The following is a 20,752-nucleotide window of genomic DNA, read 5'->3' on the forward strand; positions in this document are numbered from 1 at the left end:
CGGCCGACCCGATATGCCGGGTCAAGCCATAGGGAGCCGTCGATGACCCGCTATCTCCACACCATGATCCGGGTGACCGACCCGGACGCGACCATCGCCTTTTTCGACATGCTGGGCCTGAAAGAGGTTCGGCGCATGGCGAATGAGAAGGGGCGTTTCACCCTGATCTTCCTCGCCGCACCGGGGCAGGAGGGCGTGGCCGAGGTAGAACTGACCCATAATTGGGACCCCGAACCCTATGATGGCGGGCGGAATTTCGGCCATCTGGCGTTCCGCGTCGACGACATCTACGCCACCTGCCAGACGCTGATGGATGCCGGCGTCACGATCAACCGCCCGCCGCGCGACGGGCATATGGCGTTCGTGAAGACGCCGGACGGCATCTCGATCGAGCTGTTGCAGGACGGATCGCTGCCCGCCGCCGAACCGTGGGCATCGATGCCGAACACGGGGACGTGGTGATGGAGATCGTCCAGATCCCGGTGCTGTCCGATAACTATGCCTGGCTGCTGCACGACGATGCCAGCGGCGAGACGGTGGCGATCGATCCGGGTGCGGCGCAGCCGGTGCTCGACGCCGCCGCGACACGCGGCTGGACGATCACCGCGATCTGGAACACGCACTGGCATCCCGATCATGTCGGCGGCAATGCGGCGATCAAGGCGGCGACCGGCGCCACGGTGACCGGGCCGGAGGCGGAGCGCGGCAAGATTGCCGACATGGACAATGGCGTCGGCGAGGGCGCGATGCTGTCGGTCGGCGATGCGCAGGCGACCGTGTGGGCGGTGCCGGGGCATACTGCCGGGCATATTGCGTTCCACTTCGCCGACGATGCGGTATTGTTCAGCGGCGACACGCTGTTCGCCATGGGCTGTGGCCGGTTGTTCGAAGGCACGGCGGCGGAGATGTACGGCAACATGCGGCGCTATGCCGGGCTGCCCGCCGACACGCGGGTCTATTGCGGGCACGAATATACGCTGTCGAACGGCCGCTATGCATTGTCCGCCGAGCCGGACAATGCCGCGATCGTTGAGCGGATGGCGGCGGTTGAGGCGATGCGCGAAAAGGGCGAGCCGACCGTGCCGACGACGATCGGTGCGGAACTGGCGACCAATCCGTTCCTGCGTAGCCGGTCGGCCGAGGAACTGGCGCGGCACCGCGCGGCGAAAGATGCGTTCTGATCGGGTGAGGAGAAGCGCGATGAAGCGATTGGCATGGACGGCGGCGCTGTTGCTGGGCGCATGTGCGACCCCGCAGCAAATGGCGGAGACGCAGGCCAAGGGCGACCGGGACTTGGCAAAGATGCTGGAGGGGCGTGTCGCGGGCAAGCCCGAGAACTGCATCCCGACCGGGTTCATCGACGGACCGCAGGTCGTGGGCGACTCGCTGGTCTATCGCCAGACCGGCAAGCGGTTGTGGCGGACGCAGGTGCGCGACCGCTGCCCGTTCCTGCGCGACGACCAGATCGTGGTGTCGATCCTGTATGGTGCGCAGGTGTGCCGCAACGACCGGTTCCGGCTGGTCGATCGCGGGTCGCCGATTGCTTCGGCGGACTGCACGTTTGGCGCGTTCGTGCCGTATGACAAGGTGGGGTGATTGGCCCCACGCCGTTCGGTTCGAGCTTGTCTGGAACGGGGTGACCCTAAGGGCGCGTTCTCGACCGACGCTTCTCGACAAGCTCGAAGCTGCTCGAACCGAACGGGTGGGGGTAGGGGTAGGGTCTGACCTCCCCCCACCCGTTCATCCTGAGTAGCCGCTGAGCTTGTCGAAGCGGCGTATCGAAGGACCATTGCGGGTGCTTCGATACGGGCCTTCGACTTCGCTCAGTCCCTACTCAGCACGAACGGGGCGGCTACAGCACGTACCGGCTGAGGTCGGTGTTCCGCGCGATGCTGGCCAGCTGCTTGTCGACATAGGGCGCGTCGATCGTCACCGCCTGCCCGGCGCGGTCCTCGGCGTCGAAGCTGACCTCTTCCAGCAGCTTTTCCATCACCGTCTGCAACCGGCGTGCGCCGATATTTTCGACCTCGGCATTCACCTCCGCCGCGATGCGGGCGATGGCGGCGATGCCGTCGTCGGTGAAGGTCACCTCGACCGATTCGGTGCCGAGCAGCGCGCGATACTGGGCGGGCAGCGACGCCTTCGTATCCGACAGGATCGCGATGAAGTCGGTTTCGGTCAGGCCTTTCAGCTCGACGCGGATGGGCAGGCGGCCCTGGAGTTCTGGCAGCAGGTCGCTGGGCTTCGCCACATGGAACGCGCCCGACGCGATGAAGAGGACGTGATCGGTCTTCATCGGGCCGTACTTCGTCGCGACGGTCGTGCCCTCGATCAGCGGGAGCAGGTCGCGCTGCACGCCTTCGCGGCTGATCGATCCGCCGCTGCGGCCGTCGCTGACCGCGATCTTGTCGATTTCGTCGAGGAAGACGATGCCGTTCGCCTCGGCATCGGCCAGCGCGGCGCGGCTCACTTCGTCCTGGTCGAGCCGCTTGTCGGCTTCTTCCTCGACCAGCTTGTCCCATGCGGCGCGGACGGTCAGCTTGCGGCGCTTCTGCTGCCCGCCGCCGAACGCCTTGCCCATCATCGCCGACAGGTCGAGCATCTGCGGCTGCGCGCCCGGAATCTCGAACGGCATTTGCGGCTGGGCGTCCAGCTCGATCTCGATTTCCTTGTCGTCCATATGCCCGTCGGCGAAGCGCTGGCGGAAGGCTTCGCGGGTCGCTTCGCTGGCACCCTTGCCGGTCAGCGCGTCGAGCAGGCGGGCCATGGCGGCTTCCTCCGCCTTGTCCTTCACCGCGACGCGGCGGCGTTCGCGTTCCAGCCGGATCGCTTCCTCGACCAGATCGCGGGCGATCTGTTCGACGTCGCGGCCGACATAGCCGACCTCGGTGAACTTGGTCGCCTCGACCTTCACGAACGGTGCGTCGGCGAGACGGGCGAGGCGGCGGCTGATCTCGGTCTTGCCGCAGCCGGTGGGCCCGATCATCAGGATGTTCTTCGGGGACACCTCGTCGCGCAGGTCGGGCGAAAGCTGTTGCCGGCGCCAGCGGTTGCGCAGGGCGACGGCGACGGCGCGCTTGGCGTCCTGCTGCCCGATGATGTGCGCGTCCAATGCGGCGACGATCGCCTTCGGAGTCAGATTGTCTTGCATGGGATGTCCGTCAGTTCGCGCTGTCGAGCGCTTCGAGGGTGACGCGATCGTTGGTGTAGACGCAGAGTTCGGCGGCGATGGCGAGCGCCTTGCGCGCGACCTTTTCGGCGTCGCCTTCGTAATCGGACAGCGCACGGGCGGCGGCGAGCGCGAAATTGCCGCCCGATCCGATCGCGGCGATGCCGGCTTCCGGCTCCAGCACGTCGCCATTGCCGGTGACGACCAACGTCACGTCCTTGTCGGCGACGATCAGCATCGCTTCGAGATTGCGCAGGAATTTGTCGGTGCGCCAGTCCTTGGCCAGTTCGACCGCAGCGCGCAGCAGCTGGCCCTGATGGCGCTCCAGCTTTGCCTCGAGGCGTTCGAACAAGGTGAAGGCATCGGCGGTGGCGCCGGCGAAGCCTGCGATCACCTTGCCATCGCCCAGCGGGCGGACCTTGCGCGCATTGGGTTTCATGACCGTCTGCCCGGCCGAAACCTGCCCGTCCCCTGCGATCACTACGCGACCGCCGCGACGCACGGATACAATCGTGGTGCCGTGCCACACCGTCTCTTTGCTCATGGGGCGCGATATGGGGAGGAGGTTTGGCGGTACAAGTTCCTCCCCATTCATGGGGAGGGGGACCAGCCGCAGGCTGGTGGAGGGGGTTGGCCACGCAACGATACCGTGCCGTATGCCGAGCCCCCCCTCCACCAGCTTCGCTGGTCCCCCTCCCCGCGGAGCGGGGAGGATCTTTAGCGTTCGACGCCTTTCGCCTTCCCCCACGCCCTTGCCGCCGTGTAGCCTAGGTAGCCGGTGCCGAAGAGGGCGTAGAGTTCCTCGGGGATACCGCGCAGATAGGCGGTCATGCCGCGTGCGATGCCGGCGGCCATGTCGGGCTGCACCGCCGAGATCAGCCCCATCGGGATCGCCCACAGCAGCAGCGCGTACATGACGTAGAGGAAGCCGGGCCGTGCGCGCGAGGTCCAGGGGTCGGTCGACTGCGCCTCCGCCACGATTGCCGACAGCTGCGCCTTTACCCGGTCGAGGTCGGCGGTGGATTCGAGTTTCAGCAGTTCCAGTTTGGCCGCATCGCGGGCCTTGGGATCGGGGATCAGCTTGTCGAGCAGCGCCGCGATCGGCGCGATCAGGGAATCGATCATAGGGCCTCCCAAATGTCAAAGTTCACTAAGTTCACACTCGCGGCGCATCGACGCGTGTCGCGAGCCAGCCGTAGAGAAAGGCTTCGTTGGCCGGGCGCGTCTCGGCGAGGTGGAGATAGCGTTCGCCCTGCAAGGCGTTGATCGCCTTGACCAATACCGCCTCGGCCGATGCGCCGCGCGTGGCGAGCAGGGTGTCGAGCGCGTGCAGCGTTCGCGTGCCGATGTTGGCGTCGACGATCAGGTCGGGCCAGTCGCGCTGTTGGCGGTTGAGCGCGTTCAGCACCCGCTGGAGAAAGGTCGCGGCGACCGCCGGACCCATGTTGACGCCGGTGTCGAACAGTTCGGCGGCGAGCAGCGGTGCGCGGGTGGCGACGCCTGCGAAGTTCGGCGCATGCCAATAGCGGGCGCGATAGATGCGCGCGGCGAGCGGGCGGGGCAGGTCGCGGATGGGGCCGGTGTACCCCTCGCCGCGGGCGACGGCTTGCGTGATGCCATAGCGGGTCGGGCCGCCGCGGTCTGCGGGATGGTCGACATAGCCGCCTTCGCGGTCGATCACGTCGTCGATCAGGGTGGTTGCGTCCATTTCGTCCTCCTGTTGGAGACGGAACGTAACCAGAACGGTTTGTTGTAGGAAAGCGGCCATGCTGGCGCACTGCGCCGGGATGGCTGCCCCCGCGCAGGCGGGGGTCCAGAGTTCGATGCGATGCGGGTTGCGTATGCCGCCCTGGACCCCCGCCTGCGCGGGGGTACGCGGCATCTGCCTCGACCCTGCGCTCAAAGCGAACGGAAGGAGGAAAGGGGAGGCGACGCGTACGCCGCCCCCGCAGGCCTTACTTGATGTCGAGCATCACCACCGACTTGGCCGGCAGCGTCACCGACAGCGTGCCGTTCGCCAGCTGCGCGCCAGTGAACGTCGCCGGCACCACCGCGTTCGGATTGTCGAAGGTGTTGTGCGCGGTCATCGTCGGGGCGGTCAGTACGCGGCCGGTGATGGTTGCGCCCGCGATGCCGGTCAGCGCGGCGGTGATCGGGGCCGGGCGGTTCGGATCGGCGTTCGACAGCGCGATATGCACCACGCCGTCCTTGCCGCGCACGGCCGAGGCCGACACCGCCGGGATCGCCCACTGGTTCCGCGAATACCACGGGCTGGCGATGGTGATCGGCAGGACGGTGCCGTCCATGTACGGCTTGTACATCTCGAACACGTGATAGGTCGGCGTCAGGACCATCTTCGGCCCGTCGGTCAGGATCATCGCCTGCAGCACGTTCACCATCTGGGCGATGGCGGTCATCTTTACCCGGTCGGCGTGCTTGGCAAAGATGTTGAGGTTGATCGCGGCGACCAGCGCGTCGCGCATCGTGTTCTGCTGCCGCAGGAAGCCCGGATGCGTGCCGGGGTCCTGCGCATACCACGTGCCCCATTCGTCGACGGCCAGCCACACGCGCTTTTGCGGGTCGTATTTGTCCATCATCGCCGAATGGCGGGTGATGAGTTCCTCCATCTTCCACGTGCGGCCGAGCGTTTCGGCCCAGGCGGATTCGTCGAAGTCGGTCGGCGACGCCTTGGGCGGCCAGCCGCCGCCGGGGACGGTGTAGTAATGGAGCGACACGGCATCGATCTGGTTGATCGCGTCGCGCATCATCACGTCGGTCCAGTTATAGTCTTCCGAATTGGCGCCCGATGCGATCTTGAGCACGCGGCTGCCCTCGGGCGACTTGATGAAGGTCGCGAAGCGCTTCGTCTCGTCCGCCGCATATTCGGGGCGCATGTTGCCGCCGCAGCCCCACAGCTCGTTGCCGATGCCGAAATAGGGGACCTTCCACGGGGCCTTGCGGCCGTTCTTTGCGCGTTCGTCGGCGAGCGTGCCCGCCTGCTGAGTCATGTATTCGACCCATTCGGCCATTTCGCGCGGAGAGCCGTTGCCGACATTGCCCGAGATATAGGCCTCGGCACCGACCTGTTCGGTCAGGTCCATGAATTCGTGCGTGCCGACCGCGTTATCCTCGGTCACGCCGCCCCAGTTGGTGTTGATCTTGACCGGGCGCTTGGCCTTCGGCCCGATGCCTTCGCGCCAGTGATATTCGTCGGCGAAGCAGCCGCCGGGCCAGCGGATGACGGGCACGCCCAGGCGCTTCAGCGCGGCGACGACGTCGTTGCGAAAGCCGCGGGTATTGGGAATCTTGCGGTCGTTGCCGACCCACAGGCCGCCATAGATGCCGTTGCCCAGATGTTCGGCGAACTGGGTGAAGATGCGCCGGTCGTAGGTGGGGCCGGCCTGGTCGCCGCGAATCGTGATCTGGGCCGGCTCGCCCGGTTGCGGCGTCGGCGCGCTCTGGGCGGTGGCGGTCGCGGCGATCAGCAGCGATGCGGTGCCGAGCACCAGGGCGCGTGCGCGCTGGCGCAGCGTGTGGCGCGTGGATGTGTGGCCGTTCAGCATGGGACAGGTTCCCCCCTTTATGATTATTGTCGGACTAATGCGTAGCGGTACCGCGGCGGGCGATCAAGCGCGGATCGGGACGCTTTGCAGCAGGCGGCGGGGCGGGTAAGAGGGAGGCCAACCATTTCCATCTTCAGGCAGGTATTGTTCTTTTGACGTCATCTCCCCAGTCGTGCGGCCTTGTCGCGGTTCTTGGCGCCCCGAATGCGGGGAAGTCGACGCTGGTCAATGCGCTGGTCGGACAGAAGGTCGCGATCACCAGCCCCAAGGCGCAGACGACGCGCACCCGGTTGATGGGCATCGCGATCGAGGGCGATACCCAGCTGCTGCTGGTCGATACGCCGGGTATTTTCGAACCGAAGCGCCGGCTGGACCGGGCGATGGTGTCGGCGGCGTGGGAAGGTACGGCGGGCGCCGACGCGATCGCGGTGGTGGTCGATGGCCGGGGCGGCATCGGGCCGAAGGTCCGCGCGATCGTCGAGCCGCTGGCGCAGCGCAAGGAACCCAAGCTGCTGATCCTGAACAAGGTCGACATCGCCGACAAGCCGCGCCTGCTGGACCATGCCGCGCGGCTGCACGAAATGGCGGCGTTCGAGGAGACGTTCTTCGTCAGCGCCACGACCGGTGACGGGCTGGCGGAGATGAAGGCGGCGCTGGCCAAGCGGATGCCCGAGGGGCCGTGGCATTTCCCCGAGGATCAGGTGAGCGACGCCACCGACCGGATGCTGGCGGCCGAAGTGACCCGCGAGCAGCTGTACCACCAGCTGCACGAGGAACTGCCCTATGCCAGCGCGGTCGACACCGAACGCTATCTGGAGCGCGAGGACGGGTCGGTCGAAATCCACCAGCAGATCTATGTCGCGCGCGATACGCAGCGCGCGATCGTGCTGGGCAAGGGCGGGCAGAAGATCAAGGAAATCGGCGCGACCGCCCGCAAGGAATTGCAGGAATTGCTGGGCGTGCGGGTCCACCTGTACCTGCATGTGAAGGTCAAGCCGAACTGGGAAGAGGACCGGATGCTGTACCGGGATATCGGGCTGGACTGGGTGGAGTAAACCACGCGGGTCCGTACCCCCGCGCAGGCGGGGGTCCAGGGTTCCAAACGCCGCCGTTTCGCTTGTGGCTCTGGACCCCCGCCTGCGCGGGGGTACGGCTTCGTGTTGGTGGAGTGCCCTAAAACAGCTTCCTGACCGACAGCCGCACGATCCGGCCGTAAGGGTCGAGGAACGACGGCTGAAAGCGATACGGGATCGCGCCGGTACGATCGCGGACGTCGACGCGGTCGTTGAGCAGGTTCTGTGCCTCGAACTGGAGCACCATCCGCTTCGCCCATGGGGCGTTCGGCGCAAGTTTGTCGGCCTGTATCTGCGAATAGAGCCCCAGGAACGTCAGCCCCGAAAAGCGCAGGTCGGAAGCGGCGAGCGTGCTGCGGATGCGGGTGGCGGGGCGCCAGTTGCCATAGATGCCCGCCCGGAACGCGCCGACCGATCCGCCGACATTGCCCATCACGTCATAGCGCGGCCGCCCGCCGGTGCCGTCCAGCGTCTCGCCATCGAGCAGGTCGAGTTCGTCCTGCCCCCGGCGCAGCGTCAGCCGGTCGTCGAGCCGCGCGGTCACGGTGAGGAAGCTCCACAGCTGCGGCCGGTCGGGTGGCGGGGGGGCGTCCTTGGCCGGCGGCGGCGGGGTGGGGCCGATGGGGGTGAACAGGCCGATTTCCGCCTTCAGCTTGCGTTCGACCTCGCGGAACAGGTTCACCGGGCGGATATCGGCGCGGAGCAACCGGCCGGCATCGTCGCGGACGAAGCGTTCGGGGAACGCGGCCTGCAACGCCGCCGTCGCGCTGCCCGGATTGGCGACCTGATCGGTGATGCGCGTGTCGATATAGCTGAGGCCGAGATTCAGCTGCTTGTCCTTGATCGGGCGCCAGCCGATGCCGAGCGTGCGGATCTGCCGCTCCTCGGGCCGAAGGTCGGTATTGCCACCGCCGGTGACCGCGATCGGCGCGCTGGCCCCGGTCACGAAGTCGAAGAACGGCGTGTTGGGCACGGTGACGACCGGAAAGGTCAGCGTGGCGATCGCCGGCGGGGTGCGCGCGGTGTTGATCGACGCGGTGATCTGCACCGGTCGCCACGGCGTCCAGGTGAGCGCGATGTTGCTGCTGGCCAGGCTGCCATAATCGGACACGTCGGTCAGCCCGAACAGGAAATTGGCCGACAGCGATCCGATCGCCGACAGGACCTTGCGATCGGCCGAGGCGATCGGCAGGTCGAGGCTGGCGCTGCCACCGGTTACGGTGCGGGTCAGCGTGCTGGCCGCGCCGGCATCGTCGGCCAATCGCCCGCTGCTGCCCGAGCGGGCCAGATCGGCGTTCAGCGTCAGCTGGGCCGGGCCGGCGGGCAGTTGCAGGACCGGGCCGTTCGCGGTCGCCTTTGCGGTCAGGGTGCCGGTGACGGTGCGGCTGCGGGTGACGATCCGCGGCTGGGCGGCGATCACCGGGGACAGGTCAAACGGATTCGCGCCGGCATCGACCGCCGCCTGCAGTGCATCGGCCGCGACCCCGCGATCGACCGCCGCCCGCGCACGCACCCGATCGTAACTGCCGGTGACGTTCCACAGCCAGCGGCCGATGCCGCCCTGCACGGTCGATGCGGCATGGAGCGTCAGGTTGTCGTTGCGCTGGGTCAGCACCGGCCCTTCGTCCAGATAGCGGTCGAGCAGCACCGGGCCGGCAAAGGGCAGCGCGGTCGCGGCGGGCAGGGTCAGCGTCGCCCCCTGCAACCCGGCCAGCGCGCGGCCGCGATCGGCCTCCATCGTCAGGTTGATCGCGGCGGTCAGCGTCCTGCCGATCGGCAGGGCATGGGTGGCATCGACCTTCAGCGCGCTGCGGCTGCGCATCGAAAAGAAGGGCGCAAGATCGGTCGCGCGGGGGGTACCGGCGGCATAGGCGGCCAGCGTGCCGCGCGACGCCGGATCGATCGGTACGGCGGTGGCTGTCACCGCCCGCCCGGCCAGCAGGTCGAGCGCGGGATCGATGCTGCCCCCGCCCGGCGCGCGCAGGTTGCCGATCCGGTCGAACGGGCTGTCGCTGTCGGGCAGATAGGGGCGCTGCGATGCGCGCAGCGGATTCTGCCGGTCAAAGTTGATGGTCAGGAGCGTGCGGCGGTCGCCGGCGATGCGGGTCGATCCCAGTTCCAGCCGTTCGGTGCCGCCGCCGCCGTCGGTGGTGGTGCCCGCGCCCTGATCGAACACCAGCGCGCGGAAGCGTTGTTTCAGCACGAAATTGACGACGCGCACGGTGGGCGCAAAGCCGAATCGGGCGGCGTCCTGTTCCGACAGGACCTCGGTGCGCTCCAGCGCCTCGGGCGGGAGCGTCCAGATTTCGCGGTAGCCCGACACGCGGCGACCGTTCAGCAGAAACACGGGATCGCCGCCGCTGGCCGAACTGGTCAGCGGTTTCAGGAGGCTGGCGAGCTGCTCCATGCTGGTCGCGCCCAGCGCGCGGAGCGCCGCGGCGTCGAGCACCGCGACCGGGGCGGCGTCGCCGATCGCCGAGCCGGGCGGGCGCTTGCCGGTCACGACGATCTCGTCGTCGCGGGGTTCGGCATCCTCCTGCGCGGCGGCGGGCAACGGCATCGACAAGATCGCGGCTCCGGCCAGCGTTCGCCCCACTGCCGTCCTCATCCGCCGCTCCGTCGTCGTTAAGCCACCGGGACTAGGGGCAGTTTCCGACCGAAACGTGGCGAAAAGCGGCGCGCGCCGGGCGGCCATGCAAAAAGGGCCGGCCCTCCCCTTTACGGAAAGGACCGACCCCATGTCCGACACCCCGTTACGCCACCGGAGGTGCCGGAAACCGGTTAGCGGCGGCAGTAGCGCGGCGCATCGGCCTTATCGATCGCCCGGCCGGCAACCGCACCGACGCCACCGCCCAGGATGGTGCCGAGCAGGCGGTCACCGCGGCCGGCCACCGTGTTGCCGAGCAGGCCGCCGGCGATCGCACCGATCACGGTGCCGCCATCGCCATTCTCGCAACGCTCGCCACGGGTGTTGGCATAGCGATCACGATAGTAACCGCGGTCGCCGCGATACGAACGATAGCCCCGGTAGTCGCGATACCCGCGATCATACCGGCTGTCGCGATAGTCCCGCTCGTAGCGGTCCCCGCGCCAGCTCTGCGCCGAAGCGGCGGTCGGAGCGGCGGCGGTGGCGACCGTGGCAAGCGCGGCAGCGGCAAGCGTCAGCTTCTTGAACATGGGTCTTCTCCCTCAAAACTTTGCGGCAGGATATCTGCCTGTGATTTGGGGTATGCGCCGATTCGCTTGAGCGGATACTGAATGCGCCTGTTAGCTGCCGTTCATTATTCTGGCGGAACGGTTGGGTGCGCTTGCCGTCACCCGGATCGGGTCCGGCGTGACGATGCAGGCTATGGTGGTGGATCGAAACGACCCGCCGCCCCTGCGGGTTTTGCTTTAGTTCCCCCGCGCAAAACCCTATATACTCGCTATGGCAACGAACCCCAATCAGAACGACTACGGCGCAGACTCGATCAAGGTGCTGAAGGGCCTGGACGCGGTGCGCAAGCGTCCCGGCATGTATATCGGCGATACCGACGACGGCTCGGGCCTCCACCACATGGTGTTCGAGGTGAGCGACAATGCGATCGACGAGGCGCTGGCCGGGCATTGCGACCGCATCCTCATCACGCTGAACGCCGATGGCTCGGTTTCGGTCGAGGATAACGGCCGCGGGATTCCGACCGGCATCCACAGCGAAGAGGGCGTGTCGGCCGCCGAGGTCATCATGACCCAGCTGCACGCCGGCGGTAAGTTCGAGAACACCAACGACGACAATGCCTACAAGGTGTCGGGCGGCCTGCACGGCGTGGGCGTGTCGGTGGTGAATGCGCTATCCGACTTCCTCGACCTGACGATCTGGCGTGAGGGCCAAGAGCACACCATGCGCTTCCGCCGGGGCGATGCCGAGGCGCCGCTGAAGGTCGTCGGACCGTCGGACAAGCGCGGGACCCGCGTGACGTTCCTGCCCAGCCCGGAAACGTTCAAGATCATCGAGTTCGATTTCGACAAGCTGGAACACCGCTTCCGCGAGCTGGCGTTCCTGAATTCGGGCGTGCGGCTGGTGCTGGTCGATGCCCGGCACGAGGAGCCGCGCGAGGTCGAACTGTTCTACGAGGGCGGGATCGCCGCGTTCGTGAAGTATCTCGACCGGACCAAGACGCCGCTAATGCCCGATCCGATCGCGATCCACGGCTTTCGCGACGATGTCGGCATCGACGTCGCGCTGGAATGGAACGACAGCTATTACGAGAACGTCCTGGCGTTCACCAACAACATACCCCAGCGCGACGGCGGCACCCACATGGCGGCGTTCCGCGCCGCGCTGACCCGTACCCTCAACAACTATGCCGACAAGTCAGGCATGTTGAAGAAGGAAAAGGTGTCGCTGACCGGCGACGACATGCGCGAGGGGCTGACCGCGATCGTGTCGGTCAAGCTGCCCGATCCGAAATTCTCGTCGCAGACCAAGGACAAATTGGTGTCGTCGGAGGTTCGTCAGCCGCTGGAAGCGCTGATGGCCGACAAGCTGGCCGAGTATCTGCAGGAAAATCCGGCCAATGCGAAGGCGATCATCCAGAAGGTGATCGACGCCGCCGCCGCACGCGAGGCCGCGAAGAAGGCACGCGAACTGACCCGGCGCAAGGGCGCGATGGACATCGCGTCGCTGCCGGGCAAGCTGGCCGATTGCCAGGAGCGCGATCCCGCCAAGTCCGAGCTGTTCTTCGTCGAGGGTGACTCGGCCGGCGGGTCGGCCAAGCAGGGCCGCGACCGCCATTTCCAGGCGATCCTGCCGCTGCGCGGGAAGATCCTGAACGTGGAGCGCGCGCGGTTCGACCGGATGCTCGCCAGCCGTGAAATCGGGACGATCATCACCGCGCTCGGCACCGGTATCCGCGACGACTTCAACCTCGACAAGCTGCGCTACCACAAGATCGTCATCATGACCGACGCCGACGTCGACGGCGCGCATATCCGCACGCTGCTGCTGACGTTCTTCTATCGCCAGATGCCCGAGATCATCGAGGCCGGGCACCTCTATATCGCCCAGCCGCCGCTGTATAAGGCGACGAAGGGCCGGTCGGAGGTGTACCTGAAGGACGACAACGCGCTCGACGAATATCTGGTCGAAGCGGGGGTCAACGCCTATGTGCTGGAAAGCGCGGGTGGTGCGCGCAGCGGCGACGATCTGAAGGCGCTTTTGAGTCATGCGCGGCGGATGCGCACGCTGATGCGCTATGTCCCGCGTCGCTACGACATGGGCATCGTCGAGGTGCTGGCGCTGGCCGGCGTGCTCGACCCGCAGATCAACGATGCCGACCGCCAGACGCGGCTGGACGATGCCGTGTCGCGCATCGGCCGCACCGATACCGAGGCGCAGTGGACCGCGCGCGTGACCGAGGATGGCGGGTTGCAGTTCCAGCGCCGTTGGCGCGGGGTGACCGACACCCACACCATCGAACCGGCGTTCCTGTTGTCGGCCGAGGGGCGCAAGCTGCACAGCCTGGCGGGCGAGGAAGCGGCGAGCTATACCGGTGTATCGAAGCTGGTGAGCGCACGCAGCGCCGCCGATCCGCTAGCCGAGCCCGAGGACGAGGCCCCGGCGGTCGCCGCCAAGGGCGAGACGCTGGTCGCACGACCCAGCCAGCTGCTCGACGCGATCCTGGCGGCGGGGCGCAAGGGCCTGTCGATCCAGCGCTACAAGGGGCTGGGCGAGATGAACGCCGAACAGCTGTGGGAAACCACGCTCGACCCGTCGAACCGGTCGATGCTGCGCGTCGCGATCGACCAGGCGGACGTGGCGGACGAAATCTTTACGCGGCTGATGGGCGACGTGGTCGAACCGCGGCGCGACTTCATTCAGGAAAATGCGCTGAACGTGGCGAACCTGGACGTTTGAGGCGTGCCGTATCCCCGCGCAGGCGGGGATCCAGGGTTACGGAGCGTAACGCCTCTGGCTCTGGATCCCCGCCTGCGCGGGGATACGGTCTTTGGTGGACGGGAGTCGTCCAACCCCACGCCGTACATCTTCCCTGATACCGTTCGGTTCGAGCAGCTTCGAGCTTGTCGAGAAGCGTCCGTCGAGAACCCTGTGTTCGGGGCACCCCCTTCTCGACTTCGGTTCTCGACAGGCTCGAACCTGCGCTCGAAGCGAACGGGGGCGGGAGAGGCCGCCCCTCAATCCAGCGCCATCGCCTCCGCGGCCAGTGCTTCCGCCTCGATCAACAACGCATCGTCGGCCGACCCCTGCGTCACCCGTTCGCGCCCGATCAGCACCAGCACCGGAACGGCGAGCGGACTGACCCGATCGAGCGTCACATGCCGGATGCGTGCCTGCGCTGTCTCCAGCAGCTTTGCCAGCCGCCCGACATCGGTCATCCGCGCGCGGGCATCCTCCCACGCCGCCTGCAGCAGCAAGTGGCCGGGTTCGTATTTGCGCAGCACGTCGTAGATCAGGTCAGTGGAGAAGGTGACCTGCTTCCCCGTCTTGCGCTTGCCGGGATGCTGGCGTTCGACCAGCCCGCCGATCACCGCGACCTCGCGGAACGCGCGTTTCAGCAGTGCCGACCCCTGTACCCAGTCGACGAATTCATGCTCCAAAATGTCGGGCGAGAACAGCGCGGCGGGATCCGTAATCGGTTCGAGGCCGTAGCAGGACAGCGCATAGTCGTTCGACACGAAGCCGATGGGTTTCAGCCCCAATGCCTCCATCCGCCGGGTTATCAACATGCCGAGCGACTGGTGTGCGTTCCACCCTTCGAAGCTGTAGGCGACCATGTAGTGGCGCCCCTCGTGCGGAAAGGTTTCGACCAGCAGCTCGCCTGGGCGGGGCAGGACCGATCGCCGCGCCTGGATCTCCAGCCATTCGCGCACGTCGTCGGGAAAGCGTGACCATTGCGACGGATCGGCGAGGAAGCCGCGCACCCGGTCGGCGAGGTTGGTCGACAGCGCCATCCGCGCGCCGCCATATTTGGGAATGCGCGCGGGCTTGCTACTGGCGCGCACGACCAGATCGGTCAGCTCGATCTTTTCGACCTCCAGGCTCATGCCCGAAAAGAAAAACGTATCGCCCGGCGACAGGGTGGAAGCGAAATATTCTTCGACCGTGCCCAGCCGGCGGCCATTCTTGAACCGCACGTCGAGGGTGGGCGCGTCGACGATGATCCCGGCGTTCAGGCGATGCTGCGCGATGAACGCCGGCTTGGTGACGGTCCACAACCCGTCGCTGTCGAGGCGCAGCCGCTTGAACCGGTCATAGGCCTTCAGCGCATAGCCGCCCTCGGCGATATAATGCAGCACGCGGTCGAACGTGTCGGCGTCCAGTGCGGAATAGGGCAGGGCAGCCTGCACCTCCGCCAGCATCTCGGCAGCGGCAAAGGGTTCGGCGCAGGCACAGCCCATCAGATGCTGTGCCAGCACGTCGAGCGCGCCGGGGCGGAACACCTCGCGGTCGAGTTCGCCCGCCTCCACCGCGTCGAGTGCCGCCTGCGCTTCGAGAAATTCGAAGCGGTTGCCGGGCACCAGCAGCGCCTTCGACACCTCGTCCAGCCGGTGGTTGGCGCGGCCGATGCGCTGGAGTAGGCGCGACGACCCCTTGGGCGCGCCCATCTGGATCACGCAATCGACATCGCCCCAGTCGACGCCCAGATCGAGGCTGGCGGTGGCGACCAGCGCGCGCAACTTGCCATCGGCCATCGCCGCCTCGACCTTGCGCCGTGCCTCGCGGTCGAGGCTACCGTGATGAATGCCGATCGGCAGCTGGGCGTCGTTGGCCAGCCACAGGTCCTGAAAGATCAGCTCGGCGAGGCTGCGGGTGTTGCAGAAGACGATGGTGGTGCGGTTGCGCGCGATCTCGCGCATCACCTGCGCGGCGGCATAGCGGCCCGAATGGCCCGACCACGGGATGCGGTCCTGCGGCAACAGGATGCGGATGTCGGGGTCGGCGCCCGGCTCCCCCTGCACCAATGTCACCGCATCGATGTCGCCATACGGCGCGAGCCATGCGCGATAGCCGTCCGGATCGGCGACCGTCGCCGACAGTGCGACCCGGCGCAGGGTCGGCGCAAAGCGTTGCAGGCGCGTCAGGCACAGCGCCAACAGGTCGCCGCGCTTGTCGGTGGCAAAGGCATGGACCTCATCGATGATGATCGTGCGGAGCGTCGCGAACAGCCGGTCGGCATCGGGATAGGACAGCAGCAGGCTGAGCGATTCGGGCGTCGTCAGCAGGATGTGCGGCGGTTTGCTGCGCTGGCGCGCCTTGCGGTCGGACGGGGTGTCGCCGGTGCGCGTTTCGACGCGGATCGACAGGTCCATCTCAGCGATCGGGGTCAGCAGGTTGCGCTGCACGTCGACCGCCAATGCCTTTAGCGGTGAGATATAGAGGGTGTGGAGGCCCTCGGTCGGGCTTTCGATCAGGTCGGTCAGCGTCGGCAGGAACCCGGCCAGCGTCTTGCCCGCACCGGTGGCGGCGACCAGCAGCGCGTGGTTGCCGGCGCGGGCGACGTCGAGCATGTCGCGCTGATGGCGGCGCGGCGACCAGCCGCGTGCGGCGAACCAGTCGATCAAGGGGGCGGGGAGGTCGCGCACTACGGCCAATGTAGGGCGGCGGGGGGCGGGCGCAACGCAGACCGTCTGCCGTATCCCCGCGGAGGCGGGGATCCAGAGCCGCGAACGACGGCGTCTGCGGCCCTGGACCCCCGCCTGCGCGGGGGTACGGTCAACGATGGCGTCCAAATGCTGGTTGTTCAGCGTGGACCCCCGCCTGCACGGGGTGCGGTCGTTGCTTGGTCGGCGTCAGACCGCCGTCATCGGCGCGGGCTTCCCCGCCGTCACCCGCCAGCGCGCGGTCGTCGCGGTCGTGAAGTCCGGCGTCGTCACGCTCGACACGGTGCGGAATTGCGCATCGGCATGGGTCGGCGTCAGGGTGAGTAGCAGATAGCCCTTGCGGTCCTGATCGCAGTAGCGGACTTCGGGGGCGTCCTTTTCGATCACCTTGCCGAGGCCGGGCAGCAGCGAGCCATAGGACGGGCTGGAGATCGCGGTCGCGCCGAATTCGTTGGCGACCAGCCGGCCCGAATCGTCGTGCAGGTCATTGGCCCAGCCGGCATGGCTGTCGCCCGACAGCACGATCGGGTGCGACTTCGCCCGGCGGAACGCGGCGTACAGCCGCTCGCGCGCCGGGGGATAGCCGTCCCAGCTGTCGAAATTGAACGGCAGCCCGGCGCGGTACGACCGCTGCCCGGCGGCGATGCGCGGGGCATAGGCGGCGGGCAGGCGGTTGAGCAGGTCGGCAAAGCCCTGCGCGCCCATGTCCTTGACCAGATCGGGGCCGGGCACGCGCGCCATCACCACCTGGTTGCCCAGCACCTGCCACGGGCGCTTTGCCTTGACCGACCGGGCGAGTTCGCGCTCGACCCAATCCTGCTGCCCGCGTCCCAGCAGCTCCCGGTCGGGCCGTGCGCGGATCGCCATCATCGCGGCGTAATCCTCCGGCCCGATCCCGGCCCCCTTGGGCGCGGCCTGTTCCGACCGCGCAAGCAGCCGGGTTTCGACCATCACCAGCGTGGCGAGGTCGCCGAAATCGAAGCTGCGGTTGATCGCCGCCCAGGGCTGGCCGGGCCTGGGATCGCGAATCGGCATCCATTCGAAATAGGTCTGCATCGCCGCCGCCTTGCGCGTGGCCCAGTCGCCCTCGGTCTTCGCGTCGTGGTTCTCCGCACCGCCGACCCAGCTGTCATTGGCGGTTTCATGGTCGTCCCAGACGCAGATGAACGCGGCGCGGGCGTGCGCCGCCTGCATCGCGGCGTCGCGCTTCACCTGCGCATGGCGGGTGCGATAATCGGCCAGCGTCACGATCTCATGGGCGGGTTCGGGCAGGCGGTTCAGCTTGCGGCCGATCTCCGCGCCATACCCCTCCGCGCCATATTCATAGATGTAGTCGCCCAGATGCAGCACCGCGTCGACGCGGGGTTCGGCGGCGATCGCGGTGTATGCGTGCCAATAGCCGCCGGGATAGAGCTGGCAGGAGACGACCGCCAGCGCGACGTCTGTCGTGCGCCCACGCGGCAGGGTGCGGAAGCGGCCCTTGGGCGAGGTGGTGCCGTCGGGCGCGGTGAACCAGAACCAGTATTCGGTGCCGGGCTTCAGGCCGGTCGCCTCGACCTTCGCCGTAAAGTCGCGCGCGCCCCGCGCGGTGGTGCGGCCGGTGGCGATTGCTGCGCCGCCCCCGCTTTCCGCGACATGCCAGTCGAGCGCGATGTCGCCGCGGTCGTCCGAAGCCGGCGTCGCGCGGGTCCACAGGATCGCGCCATCGGCCGCCGGATCGCCGCTGGCCACGCCGTGCAGGAACCGGGTGGCGGGCGCTGCCTCGGCGATCGTCGGCAGGGTCAGGGCGGCGCTGCTGCCCATCAGGCGGAGGGCGTCGCGGCGGTTCAGGGTCATGGGGCACGGCCTTTGTCGAAACGATATGCGCGGCGTCCTATGCCCGGCATGCGACAGGTCCGTGACGTCATCGACCTGTCATTCCCGCCCCCTAGAGGCCGCGCCGTCAATAGGGGGATATTGCATGAAAACCTGTCTGCGCTCGACCATCGCCATGCTCGCGATCACATGCTCGACCACCGCCTTCGCCCAGGCCAATGTCCAGCCGCAGGGCGACGATGCCGACGAAATCGTCGTCACCGCGCAAAAGGTCGAACAGCGGATCGAGGACGTGCCGGTCACCGTGACGGCGGTGACGGGACAGAAAATGGCCGACCTCGGCGTCTCGACGCTGGCCGATGTCGCGCAATATATTCCGGGCCTCGTCGTGCAGGAGCAGAGCGCGAACAATCCCGGCTTCGTCATTCGCGGCATCACGTCGGATTCGGGATCGGCGCAACAGGGCGCGCGCGTCACCTTCTATTACAACGGCGTCGATATCAGCCGCTCGCGCGGGGCGTATCAGGACCTGTTCGACCTGGAGCGGATCGAGGCGGTGAAGGGGCCGCAGGCGACGCTGTTCGGCACCGCCGCCGCCGTCGGCGCGGTATCGATCCTGTCGGCCAAGCCGAAGCCCGGCTTCGCCGCCGACCTCGCCGCCTCCTACGGCAATTTCAACCGAACGCAGGTGTCGGGGATGGTCAATGCCGGGGGCGACACGCTCGCCGCGCGCCTCGCCTTCGCCTACAAATATCGTGACGGCTATGTCCGCAACATCGCGGGCGATGCCGACGTGCCGAACCAGAATCAGGGGCGCGTCGATCAGGACGACCTGAACGGGCAGGACCAGCGCGGGATTCGCGGGTCGCTGCGCTGGACGCCGACCAGTGCGGTCACCGCCGACCTCGTGCTGACCTATGACGGGCAGCGCAATCCGGGCACCGCGTTCAAGAGCCGCGCCTTTGCGCCGACCGGCGGGCAGACCGGTGATTACGGCACTGCCGAACTGTCGGGTTCGCCCTACAGCCGCGAGGTGCTGGGCAAGCGCAAGCTCGGCCTCGACCGCGATGTGTATGATGCGAACCTTACCGTTTCGGTCGATCTGGGGCGCGGCGTCACCTTCACCACGGTCAACGGTTATCGCCGGTTCAACAGCCTTGAGACGTTCGACGCCGATGGCGGCCCGGCCTGGTATCTGGAGTTCGCCGAGGATGCGAAGGGCGATCAGTGGAGCCATGAAGGCCGCTTCAACTTCACCGGGGACAAGGCGCGGGCGTCGTTCGGGTGGAACGCCTTCTTCGAAAACGGTTTCCAGCGCGTGCCGTTCTCGAGCGAGGAGGGGACCTATCTCGCCTGTTCGGTGAGCGCCGGTTTCGCGCCGATCCGCGCGGCGCTGAACCAGGCGGGCATTCCGACGGGGCCGAACTGCGTCGCGGCCAACGGCATGGTGCCGGGCGCGCGGGCGACGGCGGTGCTGTCGCGGGGCGCCCTGACCGAACTGCCCTATGCGGCGGAGTTCACCAATTTCGGCAACAACGACACCTATTCGATGTTCGCCGATGCGACCTGGATTCCGGTCCCCGCGCTCGAACTGACCGCCGGTGCCCGCGTGCTGATCGAGGATCGCCAGTCGGGCTATAGCTCCATCCAGCCCTTCTCGCGGCTGCTCGCCGGGGCGGGGGTGTTCACCAGCCTGCTCGGCACCGCCAATACGAACGGCGCGAAGTTCGAGGCGCAGCGCAGCTTTGCCGCCGTCCTGCCGCGCTTCAACGCGCTGCTGCGCCTGTCGGATGCGGTCAACCTGTACGCGACGGTCAGCAAAGGCCGCCGCTCGCCGGTGGTGCAGCTGGGCGCAGCGCGCACCGGCAGCAGTGCGACGGCCGGCGTGATCCCGAACCTGCAGGTCGTGCCCGAGGAACTGGTGTGGAATTACGAAGGCGGCATCAAGGGGCGGGTGGGTCCGTTCACCGGCGCGGCGTCGGTCTTCTATCAGCGCTATGACGGGTTCCAGGTGTCGGTGACCGAAAACGGCGTCACCACCTCGCGTTCGGCGGGGTCGGCGGACAATCTGGGCGTCGAGCTGGAGGGCACGTTCCGCGTCGGGCAGGTCCTGTCGCTGTTCGGGACCTTCGCCTATCTCGACGGCGGGATCGGCGACGATGCGACCAATGGGGTATTCGCGGGCAATCGCTTCCGCCTGCAACCCGACATGACCGCCTCTGCGGGTGCCAACCTGCGGGTGCCCGTCGGATCGGCAACCTTCTATGCCGTGCCGAACCTGACCTACCGGTCGAAGGTGTTCTTCGAACTGCCGAACCGCGAGGCGATCTCGACGCCGGGCTATACGCTGGTCAACCTGCGTGCGGGCGTGGAGCTGGGCGAGCGGTTCACCATCGGCGGCTTTGCGCGCAACCTGACCGACGAGCGCTATCTGATCGATGCGGGCAATACCGGCGGCGGCTTTGGCGTGCCGACCTATATCCGGGGCGAGCCGCGCTTCTACGGGCTGGAGCTGGGTGCGCGGTTCTGAC

15 protein-coding genes are annotated in these 20,752 nt (G+C 67.4%); 6 read left to right on the forward strand and 9 right to left on the reverse strand.

Annotated features, from left to right (window positions below; translation table 11 throughout):
• Positions 1–42: 42 nt before the first annotated feature.
• The 3 genes from ASE67_RS05780 to ASE67_RS05790 are packed head-to-tail and all read left to right on the forward strand — an operon-like array spanning position 43 to position 1,596.
• Positions 43–462, forward strand: coding sequence for a VOC family protein (locus tag ASE67_RS05780; protein WP_055757722.1), 420 nt, complete (start codon positions 43–45; stop codon positions 460–462).
• On the forward strand, positions 459–1,181 hold the full coding sequence (gloB, locus tag ASE67_RS05785) for a hydroxyacylglutathione hydrolase (protein WP_055759206.1): 723 nt from the start codon (positions 459–461) through the stop codon (positions 1,179–1,181). The genes ASE67_RS05780 and gloB overlap by 4 nt, the downstream gene beginning before the upstream one ends.
• A gap of 19 nt (positions 1,182–1,200) precedes the next feature.
• A complete protein-coding gene (locus ASE67_RS05790; RefSeq protein ID WP_055757724.1) occupies positions 1,201–1,596 on the forward strand; it encodes a hypothetical protein in 396 nt (131 codons plus the stop codon).
• A 256-nt stretch (positions 1,597–1,852) separates the two neighbouring features.
• On the opposite strand, the gene hslU is transcribed toward ASE67_RS05790, so the two are convergent.
• The 5 genes from hslU to ASE67_RS05815 form a co-directional block, all read right to left on the reverse strand.
• Complete coding sequence (gene hslU / locus ASE67_RS05795) at positions 1,853–3,151, reverse strand: ATP-dependent protease ATPase subunit HslU (protein ID WP_055757726.1); 1,299 nt, start codon at positions 3,149–3,151, stop codon at positions 1,853–1,855.
• Between the two features lie 10 nt (positions 3,152–3,161).
• Positions 3,162–3,713, reverse strand: coding sequence for an ATP-dependent protease subunit HslV (gene hslV, locus ASE67_RS05800; RefSeq protein ID WP_055757729.1), 552 nt, complete (start codon positions 3,711–3,713; stop codon positions 3,162–3,164).
• Between the two features lie 173 nt (positions 3,714–3,886).
• Positions 3,887–4,294 carry a holin family protein gene (locus ASE67_RS05805; RefSeq protein ID WP_055757731.1) on the reverse strand — a complete coding sequence of 136 codons (408 nt, stop codon included), beginning with the start codon at positions 4,292–4,294 and terminating at the stop codon, positions 3,887–3,889.
• Between the two features lie 31 nt (positions 4,295–4,325).
• Positions 4,326–4,877, reverse strand: a complete 552-nt coding sequence (locus ASE67_RS05810) for a glycoside hydrolase family 108 protein (RefSeq protein WP_055757733.1) — start codon at positions 4,875–4,877, stop codon at positions 4,326–4,328.
• A 247-nt stretch (positions 4,878–5,124) separates the two neighbouring features.
• The gene (locus ASE67_RS05815; protein ID WP_055757735.1) at positions 5,125–6,732 is read right to left on the reverse strand and encodes an alpha-N-arabinofuranosidase; all 1,608 of its coding nucleotides are present in this window, start codon (positions 6,730–6,732) and stop codon (positions 5,125–5,127) included.
• Positions 6,733–6,884: 152 nt separating this feature from the next.
• Between ASE67_RS05815 and era the strand changes: the two genes are divergently transcribed.
• Positions 6,885–7,787, forward strand: coding sequence for a GTPase Era (era, locus tag ASE67_RS05820; RefSeq protein ID WP_055757737.1), 903 nt, complete (start codon positions 6,885–6,887; stop codon positions 7,785–7,787).
• Between the two features lie 118 nt (positions 7,788–7,905).
• Here the strand turns inward: era and ASE67_RS05825 are convergent, their stop codons facing one another.
• On the reverse strand, positions 7,906–10,413 hold the full coding sequence (locus ASE67_RS05825) for a hypothetical protein (RefSeq protein ID WP_055757739.1): 2,508 nt from the start codon (positions 10,411–10,413) through the stop codon (positions 7,906–7,908).
• A gap of 173 nt (positions 10,414–10,586) precedes the next feature.
• A complete protein-coding gene (locus ASE67_RS05830; RefSeq protein ID WP_055757741.1) occupies positions 10,587–10,982 on the reverse strand; it encodes a glycine zipper 2TM domain-containing protein in 396 nt (131 codons plus the stop codon).
• A 250-nt stretch (positions 10,983–11,232) separates the two neighbouring features.
• Here ASE67_RS05830 and gyrB point away from each other — a divergent pair, with 250 nt between their 5' ends.
• Positions 11,233–13,701 (forward strand): DNA topoisomerase (ATP-hydrolyzing) subunit B, encoded by a 2,469-nt coding sequence (gene gyrB, locus ASE67_RS05835; RefSeq protein WP_055757744.1) that lies wholly within the window; start codon positions 11,233–11,235, stop codon positions 13,699–13,701.
• A gap of 278 nt (positions 13,702–13,979) precedes the next feature.
• Here gyrB and ASE67_RS05840 read toward each other — a convergent pair whose 3' ends face one another.
• Both ASE67_RS05840 and ASE67_RS05845 read right to left on the reverse strand, forming a co-directional pair.
• Positions 13,980–16,388, reverse strand: a complete 2,409-nt coding sequence (locus ASE67_RS05840) for a ligase-associated DNA damage response DEXH box helicase (RefSeq protein WP_082456969.1) — start codon at positions 16,386–16,388, stop codon at positions 13,980–13,982.
• A 207-nt stretch (positions 16,389–16,595) separates the two neighbouring features.
• On the reverse strand, positions 16,596–18,242 hold the full coding sequence (locus tag ASE67_RS05845; RefSeq protein ID WP_055757746.1) for an alkaline phosphatase D family protein: 1,647 nt from the start codon (positions 18,240–18,242) through the stop codon (positions 16,596–16,598).
• A 124-nt stretch (positions 18,243–18,366) separates the two neighbouring features.
• Here ASE67_RS05845 and ASE67_RS05850 point away from each other — a divergent pair, with 124 nt between their 5' ends.
• The gene (locus ASE67_RS05850) at positions 18,367–20,751 is read left to right on the forward strand and encodes a TonB-dependent receptor (RefSeq protein ID WP_055757747.1); all 2,385 of its coding nucleotides are present in this window, start codon (positions 18,367–18,369) and stop codon (positions 20,749–20,751) included.
• Position 20,752 lies beyond the last annotated feature (1 nt).

The sequence above is a fragment of the Sphingomonas sp. Leaf23 genome, assembly GCF_001421585.1.
Lineage (GTDB): Bacteria > Pseudomonadota > Alphaproteobacteria > Sphingomonadales > Sphingomonadaceae > Sphingomonas.

Bases quoted from the DNA above. Each gene is read 5' to 3' on its own strand.
- ASE67_RS05780 (WP_055757722.1), top strand. From the start codon at position 43: ATGACCCGCTATCTCCACACCATGATCCGGGTGACCGACCCGGACGCG.
- ASE67_RS05790 (WP_055757724.1), top strand. From the start codon at position 1,201: ATGAAGCGATTGGCATGGACGGCGGCGCTGTTGCTGGGCGCATGTGCG.
- hslU (WP_055757726.1), bottom strand. From the start codon at position 3,151: ATGCAAGACAATCTGACTCCGAAGGCGATCGTCGCCGCATTGGACGCG.
- hslV (WP_055757729.1), bottom strand. From the start codon at position 3,713: ATGAGCAAAGAGACGGTGTGGCACGGCACCACGATTGTATCCGTGCGT.
- ASE67_RS05805 (WP_055757731.1), bottom strand. From the start codon at position 4,294: ATGATCGATTCCCTGATCGCGCCGATCGCGGCGCTGCTCGACAAGCTG.
- ASE67_RS05810 (WP_055757733.1), bottom strand. From the start codon at position 4,877: ATGGACGCAACCACCCTGATCGACGACGTGATCGACCGCGAAGGCGGC.
- ASE67_RS05815 (WP_055757735.1), bottom strand. From the start codon at position 6,732: ATGCTGAACGGCCACACATCCACGCGCCACACGCTGCGCCAGCGCGCA.
- ASE67_RS05825 (WP_055757739.1), bottom strand. From the start codon at position 10,413: ATGAGGACGGCAGTGGGGCGAACGCTGGCCGGAGCCGCGATCTTGTCG.
- ASE67_RS05830 (WP_055757741.1), bottom strand. From the start codon at position 10,982: ATGTTCAAGAAGCTGACGCTTGCCGCTGCCGCGCTTGCCACGGTCGCC.
- gyrB (WP_055757744.1), top strand. From the start codon at position 11,233: ATGGCAACGAACCCCAATCAGAACGACTACGGCGCAGACTCGATCAAG.
- ASE67_RS05845 (WP_055757746.1), bottom strand. From the start codon at position 18,242: ATGACCCTGAACCGCCGCGACGCCCTCCGCCTGATGGGCAGCAGCGCC.
- ASE67_RS05850 (WP_055757747.1), top strand. From the start codon at position 18,367: ATGAAAACCTGTCTGCGCTCGACCATCGCCATGCTCGCGATCACATGC.